We start from the raw sequence: 16,689 nt of genomic DNA on the forward strand, positions 1-16,689 counted from the left end.
CGCACCCGGGGTTCCGCCCGCCGCCCGATCGCCGTCCCTCCACCGGCCCTCGGACCGCAGCACCGGATTCGGAGCCCTCTCCTAAGGAGCACTCATGACCGCGCCCGTCGTCCACTCGCTGCGCGAACAGATCCGCGAGCACATCGTGGAAGGGATCGTCAGCGGGCGCTGGCAGCCGGGCGAGCGGATCGTGGAGCGCCGTATCGCCACCGAACTGGAGGTCAGCCAGACGCCGGTGCGGGAGGCGCTGCGCGAGCTGGAGTCGCTGCGGCTGATCGAGTCGGCGCCCAACAAGGGCGTGCGGGTGCGCAACCTGACGGCGGCCGACCTGGAGGAGAGCTACCCGGTGCGGGCCGGCCTGGAGGCCATCGCGGCGGAGCTGGCGGCCGACCGGCTGGCGGAGGACTGCTCGGCGCTGGAGCCGCACGTCGCCGCGCTGTACGAGGCCGACCGCAAGTCCGACGGGACGGCCCAGGTGCGGCACACGGTGGCCTTCCACCGGGAGCTGGTGCGGGCGGCCGGCAATTCGGTGCTGCTGCACACCTGGGAGGGCCTGGGCATCGAGGTGTTCACGGCGCTGTCGATCCGGTGGCTGGGGACGGTGCAGCAGTCGTACGCCGAGGAGCACGAGGAACTGGTGCAGGCGTTCCGCCGGCGTGACCCGAGGATCGCCGAGCTGGTGAAGGCGCACGTGCTGGGCTGCGCTCCGCGTGCCTGACAGGCGCCCGGCTCACGCCTGACCCGGCCGAGCGGCGCCGCGCTCACCTGCGGAAACAGCCCGTCGACCCACCCCGGAACGCGGCACCGGGTGCCTGTTCGAACGGCACCCGGTGCCTACTTTCTCGTCATCAAGAGTTTTTGCCTGTCACCCTTTGATCGATCATCGATCAGGGAGATACAGTCGCGGTCGGGCTCGAACCCGAGCCCCGCGCCCTGTCCTGCCAAAGACCAAGGGCACCCCCGAACCCTTACCGATGAGGGAACCCCCTTCGACTGAGGAAGGCGGCGACATGACCGACTCCAACGCCATCCAGCCGAGCGAGCTCGACCAGCTCCCGGACCGCGACCCGGAGGAGACCGCCGAGTGGCAGGCCTCGCTGGACGCGGTCGCCAAGGCGGCCGGCCCGCACCGTGCCGCGTACCTGATGCGCCGCACGCTGGAGCGCGCGGAGGGCACCGGCATCGCGCTGCCCAAGCTCCTCGAGACCGACTACGTCAACACCATCCCCACCGCCGCCGAGCCCGCCGTGCCCGGTGACGAGGCGATGGAGGCCCGGATCACCGCGTGGAACCGCTGGAACGCGGCCGCCATGGTCACCCGGGGCGCGAAGCACGGCGTCGGCGGCCACATCGCCACCTTCGCCTCCGCGGCCTGGCTGTACGAGACCGGCTTCAACCACTTCTTCCACGGCAAGGAAGGTGGGGGCACCTCCCGCTCGAGCGGAGCCGAGAGCGGGGGAGGCTCGGGCGACCAGCTCTACATCCAGGGCCACGCCTCCCCCGGCATCTACGCCCGCGCCTTCCTCGACGGCCGCCTGAGCGAGACGCACCTGGACAACTTCCGCCAGGAGGCCGGCGGCAACGGCCTGCCGTCCTACCCGCACCCGCGCCGCCTGCCGTGGCTGTGGGAGTTCCCGACGGTGTCGATGGGCCTCGGCCCGCTGTCGGCGATCTACCAGGCCCGCTTCAACCGCTACCTCACCGCCCGCGGCATCAAGGACGTCTCCGCCTCCCACGTGTGGGCCTTCCTCGGCGACGGCGAGATGGACGAGCCCGAGTCGACGGCGGCCCTCGCGCTGGCCGCGCGCGAGCAGCTGGACAACCTGACCTTCGTCATCAACTGCAACCTGCAGCGCCTCGACGGCCCGGTCCGCCCCAACTTCAAGATCGTGCAGGAGCTGGAGGCCCAGTTCCGCGGCGCCGGCTGGAACGTGATCAAGACGCTGTGGGGCTCGGCCTGGGACGAGCTGTTCGCCCTGGACACCACCGGCGCGCTGGTCCGGCGGCTGCGCGCGGTGCCGGACGCGCAGGTGCAGACGTACCAGACCCGCGACGCGGCCTACATCCGGCAGGACTTCTTCGGCGCCGACCCGGCGCTCGCCGAGATGGCGAAGCTGCTGAGCGACGACAAGATCCTGGAGTGCTTCCACCTCTCCCGCGGCGGCCACGAGTCCCGCAAGGTGTACGCGGCCTACCAGGCGGCCGTCGAGCACAAGGGCGCCCCGACGGTCATCCTGGCCCAGACGGTCAAGGGCTTCACCCTCGGCGAGGGCTTCGCGTCGAAGAACGCCAACCACCAGATGAAGAAGCTGACGGTGGACGAGTTCAAGGCGATGCGTGACCTGCTCGAACTCCCGATCAGGGACAGCGACTTCACCGACGGCGTGGTCCCCTACGGCCACCCGGGCGCCGACTCCCCCGAGGTGCGCTACCTCCAGGAGCGCCGCGCGGCCCTCGGCGGCCCGGCCCCGGCCCGCCGGGTGCACCCGGTGGCGCCGCTGCCCGCCCCCGCCGAGAAAGTGTTCGCCGCCTTCGACAAGGGCTCCGGTTCCCAGAACGTGGCCACCACCATGGCGTTCGTCCGCCTGGTCAAGGACCTGGTCCGCGACAAGGAGACCGGCCGGCGCTGGGTGCCGATCGTCCCCGACGAGGCCCGCACCTTCGGCATGGAGAGCCTGTTCCCGTCCCTCGGGATCTACTCCCCCAAGGGCCAGACGTACGAGCCGGTCGACCGCGACCAGCTGATGTACTACAAGGAGGCCAAGAACGGCCAGATCCTCAACGAGGGGATCACCGAGGCCGGTTCCATGGCCGACTTCATCGCCGCCTCGACGTCGTACGCGACGCACGGCGAGGCGATGATCCCGTTCTACATCTTCTACTCGATGTTCGGCTGGCAGCGCACGGCCGACCAGATGTGGCAGCTCGGCGACCAGCTCGGCCGCGGCTTCCTGGTCGGCGCGACGGCGGGCCGCACCACGCTCACCGGCGAGGGCCTGCAGCACGCCGACGGCCACTCCCCGGTCATCGCCGCCACCAACCCGGCCGCGCTCAGCTACGACCCGGCGTTCGCCTACGAGATCGCGGTGATCGTCCGCGAGGGTCTGCGCCGGATGTACGGCGAGGCGAAGCCGGGCGAGGACCAGAACGTCTTCTACTACCTGACCGTCTACAACGAGCCGCTGCCGCAGCCCGCGAAGCCGTCCGACCCGGGCGTCGACGAGGGCATCGTCAAGGGCCTGTACCGCTTCAGCACGGCCGAGTCGGCCGGGTTCGCCCCGGCGGCCGACGCCCCGCGCATCCAGCTGCTGGGCTCCGGCACGGCGATCCACTGGGTGGTCCGGGCTCAGCGGATGCTCGCCGAGGAGTGGGGCGTGGCCGCCGACGTGTGGTCCGCGACCTCCTGGACGGAGCTGCGCCGCGACGCCCTGGACGCCGACGCGGCCCTGCTGCGCGGCGAGGAGCGGGTGCCTTACGTCCGCCGGGCGCTGCACGGCGCCGAGGGCCCGGTGCTCGCGGTCTCCGACTACATGCGCCAGGTACCGGACCAGATCGCGCAGTGGGTCGAGCAGGACTGGTCCTCGCTCGGCGCCGACGGCTTCGGCCTCTCCGACACCCGTGAGGCCGCCCGCCGCCACTTCGGAGTGGACGCCGAGTCGGTCGTCGTCGCGGCCCTGGCCCAGCTGGCCCGGCGCGGTGAGGTGAAGGCGACGGCGGTGAAGGAAGCGCGCGAGAAGTACGGCCTGTAGTACGGCCCGCGATACGGCCCGTACTGCTTGCTGGTACGGCGTCCGGCGGGCCGTGGTCCCCGCCGTGCGGCCGGGTCCCCGCCTCGGCGGGGACCCGGCCTTGTGCATGATGGCCGTATGCGTGCTGCCCGGCTGATCAGAATGGTGCTGCTGCTGCAGTCCCGGCCCTCGATGACCGCCGCCGAGCTGGCGCGGGAGCTGGAGGTGTCGGAGCGGACGGTCACCCGGGACGCGCAGGCGCTGTCGGAGGCGGGCGTGCCGGTGTACGCGGACCGGGGGCGGGCCGGCGGTTACCGGCTGATCGGCGGCTACCGCACCCGGCTGACCGGACTGGCGCGCGACGAGGCGGAGGCGCTGTTCCTGAGCGGTGTGCCCGGCGCGCTGCGGGAGATGGGGCTCCAGGACGCGGCCTCGGCGGCCCGGCTGAAGGTGTCCGCGGCCCTCGGGCCGTCCCTGCGGGACGCTCCGTGGACGGCCGCCCAGCGGTTCCACCTGGACGCGCCGAACTGGTTCACCGAGCCGGCGACGCCCGAGCTGCTGCCCGCCGTGGCGCGGGCGGTGTGGGACGACCGGCGGATCACCGCGCGCTACCGCGGCCGGGAGGCGGAGGTCGAGCGGGAGCTGGAGCCGTACGGCCTCGTGCTGAAGGCGGGGGTCTGGTACCTGTGCGCGCGGGTGGCGGCCGGCGGGTCCTGCCGGGTGTACCGCCTCGACCGGTTCACGGCGGTCGAGGCGGACGGGGAGCGCTTCGAGCGGGACGAGGACTTCGATCTGCCCGCCTTCTGGGAGGAGCGGGCCGAGCAGTTCGCCCGGTCGATCCTGCGGGCCGAGGTGGTGGTCCGGCTGTCCGGCGAGGGGGTGCGCAGGCTGCCGTACGCCGTCGATCCGCAGGCCGCCCGGGAGGCGCTGGCCGCGGCGGGCGCGCCCGACGGCGACGGCTGGGTGACGGTGACCCTGCCGGTGGAGTCCGAGGAGGTCGCCCACACCCAGCTCACGGCGCTCGGGCCGGAGGCGGAGGTGCTGGCGCCGGCGGGTCTGCGGGCGCGTCTGGCCGACGACGCGGCCCGGCTCGCCCTCCTGTACGGGTCGCGGCGGCCCGCCGTACTCCGCGTGCGCCCCGCCCGCCCAGGGCCGATGCTGGACCCGTGATGGACGAGACGGAGTTCTGGGAGCTGGTGGACGCCACCCGGGAGGCCGCCGAGGGCGACCCCGAGGAGCAGGCCGAGCTGCTCGTGGAGCGTCTGCTGCGGCTCGACCCGGAGCTGGTGCTGGACTTCGCCCGTCACTTCGAGGCCCGCTACAACCGGGCGTACACCTGGGACCTGTGGGGCGCCGCCTGGGTGCTGCTGGACGGCGCGAGCGACGACGCCTTCGACTTCTTCCGCTGCTGGCTGATCGGGCAGGGCCGGGAGGTGTACGAGGGCGCGGTGCACGATCCGGACGCGCTGGCGGACCTGCTGGCGGACTTCGACGAGGAGGTGGACGGCGACGGCGAGGAGCTCGGCTACGCCGCGGACGAGGCGTACGAGCAGCTCACCGGCACCGTCGCGCCCGACCTGGGCATCCCTGCGGCGCCGCTGGAACCGGTGGGCTCCCCGGTCGACTTCGAGAACGAGCGGGCGCTGGCGGAGCGGTATCCCAGGCTGTGGGAGCGCTTCAGGGACTGACCGCACGGCCGGGACGCGCGGGCGCGCAGGCGCGCAGGCGCGCGGACCGGCGGACGGGACGCACGGGCGCGCAGGCACGCGGACCGACGGGCGCGCGGACGGGACACACAGGCACGCAGGGCACGCGGACCGGCGGACGGGACGCACGGGCGCGCAGGCACGCGGACCGACGGGCGCGCGGACGGGACACACAGGCACGCAGGGCACGCGGACCGACGGGCGGGACGCACGGGCGCGCAGGCACGCGGACCGACGGGCGGGACGCACGGGCGCGCAGGCACGCGGACCGACGGGCGCGCGGACGGGACACACAGGCGCGCAGGCGCGCGGACCGGCCGCGCAGGCCCGCGCCGACGGCGCCGATCGCTCAGGCGGCGGTTCGCCGGCGGCCCGTCGGTTCCGGGGGAGGTACGCCTGCGTGCGCTCGGCCGCCACCGCGTGGTGCGGCGGTGCCTTGTCGGCCTGGTCGAGCGCGGACGCCGTGGCGGCGGCCGGGCCGAGGACGACGGCCGCGACCGCGCAGACCACCGCCGAAGACGGCGAACATGACCGGGAAGACGTATCCGGAAGCGTCCCCTGCTGCTGATGCGGCTCATGCTCCCCACCTCCGGTCGGCCTGTGGTCAGGACCGTGGACGGGCGGGATCCGCGTGCCCTGCGCGTCGGCTGTGACGTGGCTGCTGGGGTGACGAGCGGCCCTGCAGCCGTGCCGCCAGCCCCCTGATCTCCGGCAGGCGGGCGGACAGCGCGGCGCCGGGGCAGCTCGTCCGGTAGCCGTCGTCGTGGCCGGCGATCGCGGGCAGCGCGGCGGAGGCGCCGGCGGGGAAGCGGCTGAGGCCGCTGCTGGAGATCAGGTGGACGATGGCGCGCGGGTCGACGCCGGCCAGGCCCAGCTTCCAGGCGGCGACGGCGGCGATCGCGTCGGTCATGGCCTTGGGGACGGTCATGCCGGCCGTGAAGGTGCCGATGGCGGCGACACCGGCCGTGCGGTGGTTGAAGCCCTGCGTGTGGGCGCCGATGACGGGACGGTCGATGCCTCCGGCGCGGCCCTCGTAGATGGTGCCGCAGCGGTCGACGAGGAAGTTGTAGCCGATGTCGTCCCATCCCCGGACACCGGTCTGCTCCTCGTAGATGCGGCGGATGACGCGGGGCGCGTCGGCGCACGCGTACCCGTTGGGCGAGTCGGTGTGGTGGACGACGACGGCGATGACCTCGTCGGCGTAGCGCGGGGGCGGCTGGGGGTGCAGCCGCGCGGGGCCGAGCCAGGCCGAGCGGGGCACGATGGGGGGCCGGGCGGCCGAGGGCTGAGGGGGGCGGGTCGCGGGGGCGGGCCGGGGGCGGTGGACGCCGGCCGGCCGGCCGGCGTCGCTCACGAACAGCGCCAGCACCAGGACGGCGGCCAGCGCGGGCAGGCAGACGAGCGTCACCCGGGTGGCATGGGGCAGCCGGCGTATGCGCGCCACGGTTCGCCTGCGCACCCTGCGCGCTCTTCGTAAGGCCGGTCGGAAGACACGCATGGTCCCACTGTCGGGCTGATCCCCCGGGTCCGCGATGTGTGGTCTGCCACCCGGTGGAACCATCGTCCCGGTCCGCGACGTTTTTCGGGTACCCGCAGGCGTGGCCCCGTTCCGGGCGCCGCACGCGCGGGTGACTGATCACCGGGCCCGTCCCGTCGTACTGAGGGGTCCGAGAGAGAGGCGGCCTGGTGGATCTGCTCGACATCCTCCTGTTGCCGGTGGTCGCGGCCTACGCGGTGTCCGGCTACCGGCGCGGGCTGGTGGCCGGCTGCGTCTCGCTGGCCGGGTTCGTCGGCGGCGCGGTCGTCGGTGTGTGGGCGCTGCCGTCGGTGATGGGCCTGGTGACGCCGGGGACCACCCGCGCGACCGTGACCGCGGTGCTGACCGTGCTGGTGCCGGCCGTGCTGGGGCACGAGCTGGCGGGCCGGCCGGCGCTGCTGTTGCGCCGCGAGCTGGACCGGGGGCCGCTGCGGGTGGCGGACGGGGCCGGCGGGGCCGCGGCCAACTCGGTGGCGGTGCTGATCGTGGCGTGGGTGGCGGCGAGCGTGCTGGGCGCGTCCTCGTCGCCGGTGGTCAACACGGCGATCCGGGACTCGGCCCTGCTCGGCACGGTGCAGGAGGCGATGCCGCGGACCACGCCCGCGTGGTTCTCGCGGGCCACGTCGGCGCTGGACCGGGCGGGCTTCCCGCAGGTCTTCAACCCCTTCGAGAACGAGTCGGCGGCGCGGGCGGCCGAGCCCTCCGGCGACAGCGTCACGGCGAGCGCGACGAAGGCGGCCCAGCTGAGCACCGTGAAGATCGAGGGCGTCTCCGGCGACGAGGGCCGGGAGGGCAGCGGGTTCGTGTACGCCCGGGAGCGCGTGATGACCAACGCCCACGTGGTGGCCGGCATCGACGCCCCTGGCGTGCGGGTGGGCGGGGTCGGGCCGTCGTACCGGGCGCGCGTGGTGCTGTTCGACCCCGAGCGGGACGTGGCCGTGCTGTACGTGCCGGGGCTGACCGCCCCCGTGCTCCGCTTCGACGACGGCGCGGCGCGCGGGGACTCGGCGGTGGTGGCCGGCTATCCGCAGGACGGCGACCTGAACCTGCAGGCGGCGACGGTGGCGAACCGGGTGCGGGCGACCGGCCGGGACATCTACAACGAGTCCACGGTGACGCGGGAGATCTACGCGATCCGCTCCACCGTCCGCCCCGGCAACTCCGGCGGCCCGCTGCTGACCCCCGACGGCCGGGTCTACGGCGTCGTGTTCGCCCGGTCCACCTCGGACGACGCGACGGGCTACGCCCTGACGGCCGCGGAGGTGGCCTCCGACGCCTGGCGCGCGGCCACGGCGACGGCGCCGGTGGACACCGGCGACCTGGTCAGTTCCTGAGGGCCGTCGGTTCCCGAGGCGGCGGGGGCCCGGGGGCAGGAACCCGGGTCACAGGAAGCGGCCCATGAGGACGTCGTCGACGTAGGCGCCGTCCAGGCAGAACTCCTCCGGCTGTACGCCCTCGACGACGAAGCCCTCGGACTCGTACAGCTTGCGGGCGGCGGTGTTGTGGCCCAGCACCCGCAGGGTGATGCGCCGGGCGCCGCGGTCGCGGGCCTCCTCGACGGCGGCGCGCAGCAGCGCCCGGCCGACGCCCCTGCCGCGGGCCTCCTCGGCCACCGCCAGCCCGCGGATCTGCCGGACGTGCGCGTTGGACGCCAGTTCGGTGGGGAAACCGAGGCGGATGTAGCCCACCACACGGCCGTCGGTCTCGGCGACCAGGTGGTCGCCGGGGCCCGCGGTCTCCCGGAAGAAGGGCTCGTACGGCTCCCGCGGGGGCGGGGTGACCGCGTGCAGGGGGGACCAGGTCGCCCGGTCGAGCAGGGACAGGGCGTCCTCGTCGGCGTACGTGGCGTGGCGTATGTGTGTGGCGGACATGACGGTCACTCTATGAGGAGGGCCCGGAACCGGACCGGGACCCGGCACGCCCGTACAGGATGGGGATCATGGAGAGTTCACGAATCGCGGTGGCCGGCGCCTCGGGTCTGATCGGCTCGGCGCTGGTGCGGTCCCTGCGGGCCGACGGGCACGAGGTGGTGCGGCTGGTCCGCCGGGCGGCGCGGGAGCGGGACGAGGTGCGCTGGAACCCCGAGGAGGGGTACGTGGACGCGGCCGGGCTCGCCGGGTGCGACGCGGTGGTCAACCTCGCGGGCGCCGGGGTGGGCGACCGGCGGTGGACGGAGGAGTACAAGCGGACGGTCCGCGACAGCCGGGTGCGCGGCACCTCGGTGCTGGCGGAGGCGGTCGCCGCGCTGGAGCCCAGGCCGCGGGTGTTCGTGAACGGCAGTGCGATCGGCTTCTACGGCGACACCGGCGACCGCGCGGTCGACGAGAGCGCGCCGCCCGGGGAGGGCTTCCTGCCCGCCCTGTGCGTGGAGTGGGAGGGCGCGGCGGCGCCCGCCCAGGAGGCGGGCGTGCGCACGGTGTTCGCGCGGACGGGGCTGGTGGTGGCCCGCTCGGGCGGGGCCTGGGCCCGGCTGTTCCCGCTGTTCAAGGCGGGGCTCGGCGGGCGGATCGGCGACGGGCGGCAGTACTGGTCGTACATCTCGCTGCACGACGAGGTGGCCGCCCTGCGGCATCTGATCGACACCGACGGCCTGTCCGGGCCGGTCAACCTGACCGCCCCGCATCCGCGGACCAACCGTGAGATCACCGCGGCGATGGGGCGCGTGCTGCACCGGCCGACGCTGCTGCCGGTGCCGGCGCCGGTGCTGCGGACGGTGCTGGGCGAGATGGCCGGGGACGTGCTGGGCAGCGCACGGGTGCTGCCGGCGCGGCTGCTGGCGTCGGGGTTCGCGTTCGCGTTCCCGGACATCGAGGAGTCGATCAGGGCGGCGGACGCGCAGCCGTAGCGACCGTCGGGCACGGCGGCCACCGGGCACGGCGGCGTCGGGCACGGCGACCGGGAGCGCGGCGCCGGCCGGGGCACGACCGCATGCGACCGGTGTGCGACCGTGCCCTGTCCGTGCGCGACTGCCGACGGTCGGTCACGGCCCTAACCTCGACCCGAACTCGGGTATTCCCGGAGCCTGTCGGGGGCATCACGTCTCCACCGGCCGCGCAACCTCGAGGAGGGGCACGTGCTTGAGCCCATGTACCGAGCGGACGTCGTCATCGTGGGAGCCGGGGTCGCCGGGCTCTCCGCGGCGCACCGGCTGACCAGCGCAGGAGTGACGACCACGGTCCTGGAGGCCGGCCCGTGCGCCGGCGGCCGCATGGCCACGGAGAAGGTCGACGGGTTCCGGCTCGACCGCGTCGGCCAGCTGCTGTGCACGGCGTATCCCGAACTACGTCTGACACCCGGTCTCGACGGGCTGGTCCTGCGGCCCTTCGCCCCGGGTGTCCTGCTGCACAGCGACGGGCGCAGGCACCGTGCCGGACTTCCGGCGGCCACGGGGGGCGCACGGGGCGCACTCCACGCGGTGCGCGCGCTGGCGAGCACCCCCTCCCGGAGCGCTCCCCGGTCCGGCGCCCCGCTGGGCACCGCCGTCGACCAGGCCCGCCTGGGCACCGCCCTGGCCCGTCTGGCCGCCACCCGGGCCGAACGGCTGCTGGCCCGGCCGGAGCTGCCCGCCGGGCAGGCGCTGGCGGCCCGCGGCCTCCCCGCCCGCACGGTCGACGGGTTCCTGCGTCCGCTGCTCGCCGCGCTGCTGTGCGACCCGGAGCTGACCACGTCCAGCAGGGTCGCCGACCTCGCGTTGCGCGCGTACGCGAGCGGGCGGCTGTGCCTGCCGGAGGGCGGCGCCGAGGCGCTGCCGGAGCTGCTCGCCCGGGGGCTGCCGCCGGGCACCGTACGCACCGGCGTCCGGGTGACCTCCGTCTCCACGAACGGTGTGACCACCGCCGAGCACGGCGAGATCCGCTGCCGGGCGGTGCTGCTGGCGACCGACGCGCGGGCCGCCGCGGAGCTGCTGCCCGGTCTGCGCGTGCCGGACTTCCACCCGGTGACGGTGGTGCACCACGCGACCGACGAGCCGCCCGGCACGGGCGCCTTCCTGCTGCTCGACGCGGACCGGGGCGGACCGGTCGCGCACACCGCGGTCGTCAGCCGGGTCGATCCCGCCCGCGCGCCCGCGGGCCGCACCCTGGTCTCCTCGACGGTCCTCGGCCCGCCCCCGCCGGAGCTCGACACGGCCGTGCGCATGCACCTGGCCCGGCTGTACGGCACCTCGACGGCGCGCTGGGAGACCCTCGCCGTGCACCACACCGCCGAGGCCGTGCCGGCCATGCGGCCACCGCACGACCTGCGGCGGCCGGTACGGCTGCTGGCGGGCCTGTACGTGTGCGGCGACCACCGCGACACCAGCACGGTGCAGGGCGCCCTGCACTCCGGCCACCGGGCCTCCGCGGCGATCCTGGCCGACCTGGGCGCGGGCTCGATGCACCGTGCCGAACCGCCGGGCACCGCGCTGCGGGAGGCGGCCTGACGGGCCGGTCCGGGCGCTACCGGTCCGTGGCACGACCGGGCCGCGGTGGGGGGCCGGGCCGCGGTGGCGCCGGGCCGTGACACGACCGGGCCAGGACACGACCGGTCCGCGGTGGGCTCGGGCCGCGGTGGGGCCGGGCTACTGCAGTGCCGCGATCTTGTCTCGGTAGCCCCGCACCGGTGCCGCGTCCTTGTACGGCTCGAGCCGGCGCTCGAAGTCCTTGACGTACTCGACCGCCCGCACCGACCGCATCTCCGCGGACTGCGCGGCGGCCTCCACGCCGAGCCGGCAGGCCTCGTCGAGTTCGCCGAGGCCGAGCCGGGCGGAGGCGAGCACGACACGGCTGAACAGGCGGCTGCGCGCGTAGGAGGGCGCGCGCAGTTGCAGGGAGCGCTCGGCGTGCTGGGCGGCCGCGCGGAACTGCTGCAGGTCGCGGTGGCAGTGCCCGAACTCGTCGGCGAGCTGCGCCTCGTCGAAGGAGCGGGCCCAGAAGGGCACCTCGTCGCCGGGGCGCGCCGTCTCCAGGGCGCGTTCGGCGCGCACCAGCGAGGCGGTGCAGTTGCGCACCTCGCCGAGCACGCCGTGCCCGCGCGCCTCGGCCGCGTGCAGCAGCGCCTGCACCACCGGCGGGGCGCCGGTGCCGACGCCCTGCTGGGCCACGCGCGCGAGCTGCACTGCCTCGCGGCCGTGGCCCAGGTAGACGGCCTGCCGGCTCATGGTGACCAGGACGTAGCTGCCGTAGGCCCGGTCCGCGGCGGCCTGGGCGAGCCGCAGCGCCTGCACGAAGTAGCGCTGGGCGAGCCCGTGCGCGGCGATGTCGTACGACGTCCAGCCCGCGAGCCGGGTCAGGTCCGCGGTGGCGGCGAACAGGCGGCGGCCGGTCTGCTCGCCGTAGGTGCCGCGCAGCATCGGCTCGCACTCGTGCTCCAGGTAGCGCACCAGGGCCTGCCGGGCGTGGCCGCCGCCGTACATGTGATCGAGGGCGCGGAACAGGTCGGCGACCGAGCGCAGCGCGGCGACGTCGCCGGTGGTGACCTTCTGGCCGGGTGCGCGTTCGGCGCCGCGCTGACGGGGCACCACGGGGCGGCCCTGGGCGGGGACGGCGGGGGTCCGGCCCGCCCGGGCGGCCTCGGCGGCGGGGGACTGCTGCTCGCCGCGGGCGAGATGGTCGTCGGCGCGGCCGATCAGCCAGTCCCGGCTGGGCACCACGAGCCCGGCCGGGGTGAACGCGATCTTGCGCAGCTCGGCGTGGCTGCCGGAGTCCTTGCGCCACAGCCCGCTGACGATGTCGACGGCCTCCTCCGGCGTGCCGGCGAACTCCAGCCCCGCGTAGACCGGCGCGCAGGCGTCGAGGCCGAGGTCCTGGGCGGTGAGGCGGCGGCCCAGACGCCGGGTGAAGACCTCGGCGATGAGGGCGGGGGTGGTGCCGCGGGGCTGCTGGCCGCGCAGCCACCGGGTGACGGAGGTCTTGTCGTATCTGAGATCCAGGCCGTGCTCCAGGCCGAGCTGGTCCACCCGGCGGGCGAGACCCGCGTTGGAGAAGCCCGCTTCTGCGATGAGCGCGGCGAGCTGTCGGTTGGGAGTGCGCTGCGCGGGTCGTTCCGTCATCTGCGGTGCGGTCTCCTGCCTTTCGGACCCCCAGCGGCCCCGAAGGAGTCCGTGGTGCCCGGATTGCCTGTGAGCAGCCCTTATGGCCTGGTGAACGGCGCGAATGTAGCGGAGCGTGAGCGCCCGGTCGCACATTTCGACCTTCATTCATCCGATCGTGTGAGGATTGACCGTGGAGCTGACGCGGTCCGGGCGGACGTACAGTGGCGTGGGCGCATGTCATGCCTTACGGATTCGAGGGAGGCGCTTGCCGTGAGCGAGTTGCGGTTCGTCCAGATGGGGTTCGGCGCACAGGCGGTCGAGTACCGGCAGGCGTGGGACGAACAGCGCCGGGTGCACGCGGCGCGCTTCGCGGACGAGATCCCCGACACCGTCCTGCTCCTGGAGCACCCGCCGGTCTACACCGCCGGCCGGCGCACCGCGGACGACGAGCGCCCCCTGGACGGCACCCCGGTCGTCGACGTCGACCGCGGCGGCAAGATCACCTGGCACGGCCCGGGCCAGCTGGTGGGCTACCCGATCCTGAAGCTGCCGCGCCCGGTGGACGTGGTGGCGCACGTACGGCGGCTCGAGGAGGCCCTGATCCTCACCTGCGCGGAGTTCGGCCTGGAGACCACCCGGGTCGAGGGCCGCAGCGGGGTGTGGGTGCTCGGCGACCCGGTGGAGCAGCGGCCGGCGTTCGGCGGACTGTCGCTGGACTTCGACCCCCGGCTGCACGACGAGGAGTTCGACCCGCGGCTCAACGGCCCCGAGTACGCGCCCTCCAACGCCGGCCAGCGCCGGGAGGACCGCAAGATCGCCGCGATCGGCATCCGGGTCGCCAAGGGCGTCACCATGCACGGCTTCGCCCTGAACGTGAACCCGGACAACCGCTGGTTCGACAAGATCATCCCGTGCGGGATCCGGGACGCGGGGGTCGCCTCGCTGGCCGGCGAACTGGGCCGGGACGTGACGATCGACGAGGTGCTGCCGGTGGTGGAGCGGCATCTGAGGGACGTCCTGGAGAGCGCGGAGCCGAAGCCGCGGGAGATCGAACGGGCTTCCGCCTAAGGGGAAACGGCCCCCGCTGACGGGGGTCCGCCCGGCCGGAAGGCCGTACACATCACGGGCGTACCCTGGTGTACGCCGAGGAATCGAAAGCTACAGGGAGCCGCTGTGTCCGCAGTCACCCCCGACGGACGCAAGATGCTGCGCCTGGAGGTCCGCAACAGCCAGACCCCCATCGAGCGCAAGCCCGAGTGGATCAAGACCCGGGCGAAAATGGGCCCCGAGTACACCAAGATGCAGAACCTCGTGAAGAGCGAGGGCCTGCACACGGTCTGCCAGGAAGCGGGCTGCCCGAACATCTACGAGTGCTGGGAGGACCGCGAGGCGACCTTCCTCATCGGCGGCGACCAGTGCACCCGGCGCTGCGACTTCTGCCAGATCGACACCGGCAGGCCCGAGGCGCTCGACCGTGACGAGCCGCGCCGCGTCGGCGAGTCCGTGGTCACCATGGACCTGAACTACGCCACCATCACCGGCGTCGCCCGCGACGACCTCGAGGACGGCGGCGCCTGGCTGTACGCCGAGACGGTGCGGCAGATCCACCGGCAGACGGCCGGCCGCGAGGGCGGGCACACCAAGGTCGAGCTGCTGGCCCCCGACTTCAACGCGGTCCCCGAGCAGCTCCAGGAGGTGTTCTCCTCCCGGCCCGAGGTCTTCGCGCACAACGTCGAGACGGTCCCGCGGATCTTCAAGCGGATCCGCCCCGGCTTCCGCTACGAGCGCTCGCTGCAGGTCATCACGGCCGCCCGCGACTACGGCCTGGTCACCAAGTCGAACCTCATCCTCGGCATGGGCGAGACCCGCGAGGAGGTCAGCGACGCGCTGCGGCAGCTGCACGACGCCGGCTGCGAGCTGGTCACCATCACGCAGTACCTGCGCCCGTCCGTGCGCCACCACCCGGTGGAGCGCTGGGTCAAGCCGCAGGAGTTCGTCGAGCTGAAGGAGGAGGCCGAGCAGATCGGCTTCTCCGGGGTCATGTCCGGCCCGCTGGTGCGCTCCTCCTACCGCGCCGGGCGGCTGTACCGGATGGCCGTGGAGCTGCGCGAGTCGGCCGCTCCGCAGCGGGGGGACGCGCACGGCGCCCCGCAGTCCGCGTGACCCGCCTGACACTCCGTCAGCCGCCGTGCCCCGTACGGCTTGCGCCAAGCGTGTGAATTCGCGCACAAGATCCTACTGACCGGTAGCGACCGGATCGACGCGGTCCCGGCCGTCCTCGCAGATGAGGGCATCGGCCGGGGCCGCGTCGGCGTTCACCGCCCGCCCGCCACCGCACATCGGCGCTTCATGGGCGTTTGACCGGTCGGTCACGCCCTGGTAACACCGAACAGTGACCCTGAAATCACACCACGTACATCCGCACCCGGAGCCGTACCGAGGGGGGACCTCCACCATGCAGGCAGCGCCGCCCGTCCGGGCAACCGTCATCCCGTCCTTCACCGACGCCCTGCGCGCCGTCGAGTCGCTGCTGATGAGCGGCGGCCAGCGCACCGCCCGCCGCAACGCCTGGACCTCCGTCCTGGAGGACCGCCGCCGGGCCAAGGACCGGGTCGAGGCCCAGCGCGTCCTCGAACAGACCGCCACCACGACGCGCCTCCGAGCGCCCGCCGCGACCGAGAGCCCGCGCGGCTGAGCAGCCGAGCAGCCCAGCGGCTGAGCGCCCGGAGCAGCCCAGCGGCTGAGCGGCCGGAGCAGCCCAGCGGCTGAGCGGCCGGAGCGTCCGAGGGGCCTTCCCGATCCACCCGCGCCCCTTCCCCACCGGCACCGCCGTCGTCGACGCTCCCGGGGCCACGTAGACTTCGTGGCATGGCGAGGAAGGAAACCGCAGCGGACGCTGCGAACACCGGGCGACTGAAGCAGATCGCCCTGACCTACAAGATGACCCGCAGGGCCGACAAGAAGATCGGTCTTGTACTCGCGGCTGTCGGCATCATCACCTTCGGTGTCTTCCTCGCGATCGGTTTCTTGATCGGTCACCCCATCTATCTCGGGATCCTGGGCTTCCTGCTCGCTTTCCTCGCGACGGCGATCGTGTTCGGGCGCCGGGCCGAGCGAGCGGCCTTCGGGCAGATGGAGGGCCAGCCGGGCGCCGCCGCGGCCGTGCTCGACAACATCGGCCGGGGCTGGACGACGACACCCGCGGTGGCGATGAACCGCAGCCAGGACGTGGTGCACCGGGCCGTCGGCAAGGCCGGCATCGTGCTGATCGCCGAGGGCAACCCGAACCGGGTCAAGAGCCTGCTGGCCGCCGAGAAGAAGAAGATGAACCGCATCGTCGCGGACGTGCCGGTGCACGACGTGATCGTCGGCACGGGCGAGGGCCAGGTCGAGCTGAAGAAGCTGCGGACCACGATGCTGAAGTTCCCGCGGGTGCTCACCGGTCCGCAGGTCACCGCGACCAACGACCGGCTGCGCGCGCTCGGCGACCTGATGAGCAACATGCCGCTGCCGAAGGGGCCGATGCCGCGGGGCATGAAGCTCCCGAAGGGCGGGCCGAAGGCCCGCTGAGGGCTCCACCGGCCGTGCCATGTCGCGCCGTCGGCCGACTGCGGCGCCGCTGTGGCTGGCCGGGCACGTCCCCGCGCCCCCTTCGGGGCGCCCGCCCGGTCGCCCGGTCGCAGCGCATACGACGGGGGGGCGCCCCGG

14 protein-coding genes are annotated in these 16,689 nt (G+C 74.1%); 11 read left to right on the forward strand and 3 right to left on the reverse strand.

Annotation, left to right across the window (positions count from 1 at the left end):
* Nucleotides 1-94: 94 nt before the first annotated feature.
* The 4 genes from VKA29_RS04385 to VKA29_RS04400 all read left to right on the forward strand — a co-directional run bounded on the left by VKA29_RS04385 (nucleotide 95) and on the right by VKA29_RS04400 (nucleotide 5,416).
* The gene (locus tag VKA29_RS04385) at nucleotides 95-718 is read left to right on the forward strand and encodes a GntR family transcriptional regulator (RefSeq protein WP_324783817.1); all 624 of its coding nucleotides are present in this window, start codon (nucleotides 95-97) and stop codon (nucleotides 716-718) included.
* A gap of 292 nt (nucleotides 719-1,010) precedes the next feature.
* A complete protein-coding gene (gene aceE, locus VKA29_RS04390) occupies nucleotides 1,011-3,749 on the forward strand; it encodes a pyruvate dehydrogenase (acetyl-transferring), homodimeric type (RefSeq protein ID WP_324783818.1) in 2,739 nt (912 codons plus the stop codon).
* Between the two features lie 117 nt (nucleotides 3,750-3,866).
* Nucleotides 3,867-4,898 carry a YafY family protein gene (locus VKA29_RS04395; protein ID WP_324783819.1) on the forward strand — a complete coding sequence of 344 codons (1,032 nt, stop codon included), beginning with the start codon at nucleotides 3,867-3,869 and terminating at the stop codon, nucleotides 4,896-4,898.
* On the forward strand, nucleotides 4,898-5,416 hold the full coding sequence (locus tag VKA29_RS04400; protein WP_324783885.1) for a DUF4240 domain-containing protein: 519 nt from the start codon (nucleotides 4,898-4,900) through the stop codon (nucleotides 5,414-5,416). Before VKA29_RS04395 ends, VKA29_RS04400 begins: the two co-directional genes overlap by 1 nt.
* 622 nt (nucleotides 5,417-6,038) lie before the next feature.
* On the opposite strand, the gene VKA29_RS04405 is transcribed toward VKA29_RS04400, so the two are convergent.
* Complete coding sequence (locus VKA29_RS04405) at nucleotides 6,039-6,932, reverse strand: peptidoglycan recognition protein (RefSeq protein ID WP_420718435.1); 894 nt, start codon at nucleotides 6,930-6,932, stop codon at nucleotides 6,039-6,041.
* A gap of 188 nt (nucleotides 6,933-7,120) precedes the next feature.
* On the opposite strand from VKA29_RS04405, the gene VKA29_RS04410 reads away from it, so the two are divergent.
* Entirely contained in the window at nucleotides 7,121-8,305 is a 1,185-nt protein-coding gene (locus VKA29_RS04410; protein ID WP_324783821.1) for a MarP family serine protease, read from the forward strand.
* Between the two features lie 48 nt (nucleotides 8,306-8,353).
* Here the strand turns inward: VKA29_RS04410 and VKA29_RS04415 are convergent, their stop codons facing one another.
* The gene (locus VKA29_RS04415) at nucleotides 8,354-8,842 is read right to left on the reverse strand and encodes a GNAT family N-acetyltransferase (protein ID WP_324783822.1); all 489 of its coding nucleotides are present in this window, start codon (nucleotides 8,840-8,842) and stop codon (nucleotides 8,354-8,356) included.
* 68 nt (nucleotides 8,843-8,910) lie between these two features.
* Here VKA29_RS04415 and VKA29_RS04420 point away from each other — a divergent pair, with 68 nt between their 5' ends.
* Both VKA29_RS04420 and VKA29_RS04425 read left to right on the forward strand, forming a co-directional pair.
* Nucleotides 8,911-9,816 carry a TIGR01777 family oxidoreductase gene (locus VKA29_RS04420; protein ID WP_324783823.1) on the forward strand — a complete coding sequence of 302 codons (906 nt, stop codon included), beginning with the start codon at nucleotides 8,911-8,913 and terminating at the stop codon, nucleotides 9,814-9,816.
* Nucleotides 9,817-10,044: 228 nt separating this feature from the next.
* A complete protein-coding gene (locus tag VKA29_RS04425) occupies nucleotides 10,045-11,391 on the forward strand; it encodes an NAD(P)/FAD-dependent oxidoreductase (RefSeq protein WP_324783824.1) in 1,347 nt (448 codons plus the stop codon).
* 138 nt (nucleotides 11,392-11,529) lie between these two features.
* Here the strand turns inward: VKA29_RS04425 and VKA29_RS04430 are convergent, their stop codons facing one another.
* Complete coding sequence (locus VKA29_RS04430; RefSeq protein WP_324783825.1) at nucleotides 11,530-12,999, reverse strand: regulator; 1,470 nt, start codon at nucleotides 12,997-12,999, stop codon at nucleotides 11,530-11,532.
* Between the two features lie 252 nt (nucleotides 13,000-13,251).
* Here VKA29_RS04430 and lipB point away from each other — a divergent pair, with 252 nt between their 5' ends.
* The 4 genes from lipB (at nucleotide 13,252) to VKA29_RS04450 (ending at nucleotide 16,551) form a co-directional block, all read left to right on the forward strand.
* On the forward strand, nucleotides 13,252-14,049 hold the full coding sequence (gene lipB / locus VKA29_RS04435) for a lipoyl(octanoyl) transferase LipB (RefSeq protein ID WP_324783826.1): 798 nt from the start codon (nucleotides 13,252-13,254) through the stop codon (nucleotides 14,047-14,049).
* Nucleotides 14,050-14,154: 105 nt separating this feature from the next.
* Nucleotides 14,155-15,144, forward strand: coding sequence for a lipoyl synthase (gene lipA, locus VKA29_RS04440; protein WP_324783827.1), 990 nt, complete (start codon nucleotides 14,155-14,157; stop codon nucleotides 15,142-15,144).
* Nucleotides 15,145-15,436: 292 nt separating this feature from the next.
* Complete coding sequence (locus tag VKA29_RS04445) at nucleotides 15,437-15,676, forward strand: hypothetical protein (RefSeq protein WP_324783828.1); 240 nt, start codon at nucleotides 15,437-15,439, stop codon at nucleotides 15,674-15,676.
* 173 nt (nucleotides 15,677-15,849) lie between these two features.
* On the forward strand, nucleotides 15,850-16,551 hold the full coding sequence (locus tag VKA29_RS04450) for a DUF4191 domain-containing protein (protein WP_324783829.1): 702 nt from the start codon (nucleotides 15,850-15,852) through the stop codon (nucleotides 16,549-16,551).
* Nucleotides 16,552-16,689: the final 138 nt, after the last annotated feature.

It is taken from the genome of Streptomyces sp. H51 (assembly GCF_035656535.1).
Taxonomy (GTDB): domain Bacteria; phylum Actinomycetota; class Actinomycetes; order Streptomycetales; family Streptomycetaceae; genus Streptomyces.

Bases quoted from the DNA above. Each gene is read 5' to 3' on its own strand.
- VKA29_RS04385 (WP_324783817.1), top strand. From the start codon at position 95: ATGACCGCGCCCGTCGTCCACTCGCTGCGCGAACAGATCCGCGAGCAC.
- aceE (WP_324783818.1), top strand. From the start codon at position 1,011: ATGACCGACTCCAACGCCATCCAGCCGAGCGAGCTCGACCAGCTCCCG.
- VKA29_RS04395 (WP_324783819.1), top strand. From the start codon at position 3,867: ATGCGTGCTGCCCGGCTGATCAGAATGGTGCTGCTGCTGCAGTCCCGG.
- VKA29_RS04400 (WP_324783885.1), top strand. From the start codon at position 4,898: ATGGACGAGACGGAGTTCTGGGAGCTGGTGGACGCCACCCGGGAGGCC.
- VKA29_RS04405 (WP_420718435.1), bottom strand. From the start codon at position 6,932: ATGCGTGTCTTCCGACCGGCCTTACGAAGAGCGCGCAGGGTGCGCAGG.
- VKA29_RS04415 (WP_324783822.1), bottom strand. From the start codon at position 8,842: ATGTCCGCCACACACATACGCCACGCCACGTACGCCGACGAGGACGCC.
- VKA29_RS04420 (WP_324783823.1), top strand. From the start codon at position 8,911: ATGGAGAGTTCACGAATCGCGGTGGCCGGCGCCTCGGGTCTGATCGGC.
- VKA29_RS04430 (WP_324783825.1), bottom strand. From the start codon at position 12,999: ATGACGGAACGACCCGCGCAGCGCACTCCCAACCGACAGCTCGCCGCG.
- VKA29_RS04445 (WP_324783828.1), top strand. From the start codon at position 15,437: ATGCAGGCAGCGCCGCCCGTCCGGGCAACCGTCATCCCGTCCTTCACC.
- VKA29_RS04450 (WP_324783829.1), top strand. From the start codon at position 15,850: ATGGCGAGGAAGGAAACCGCAGCGGACGCTGCGAACACCGGGCGACTG.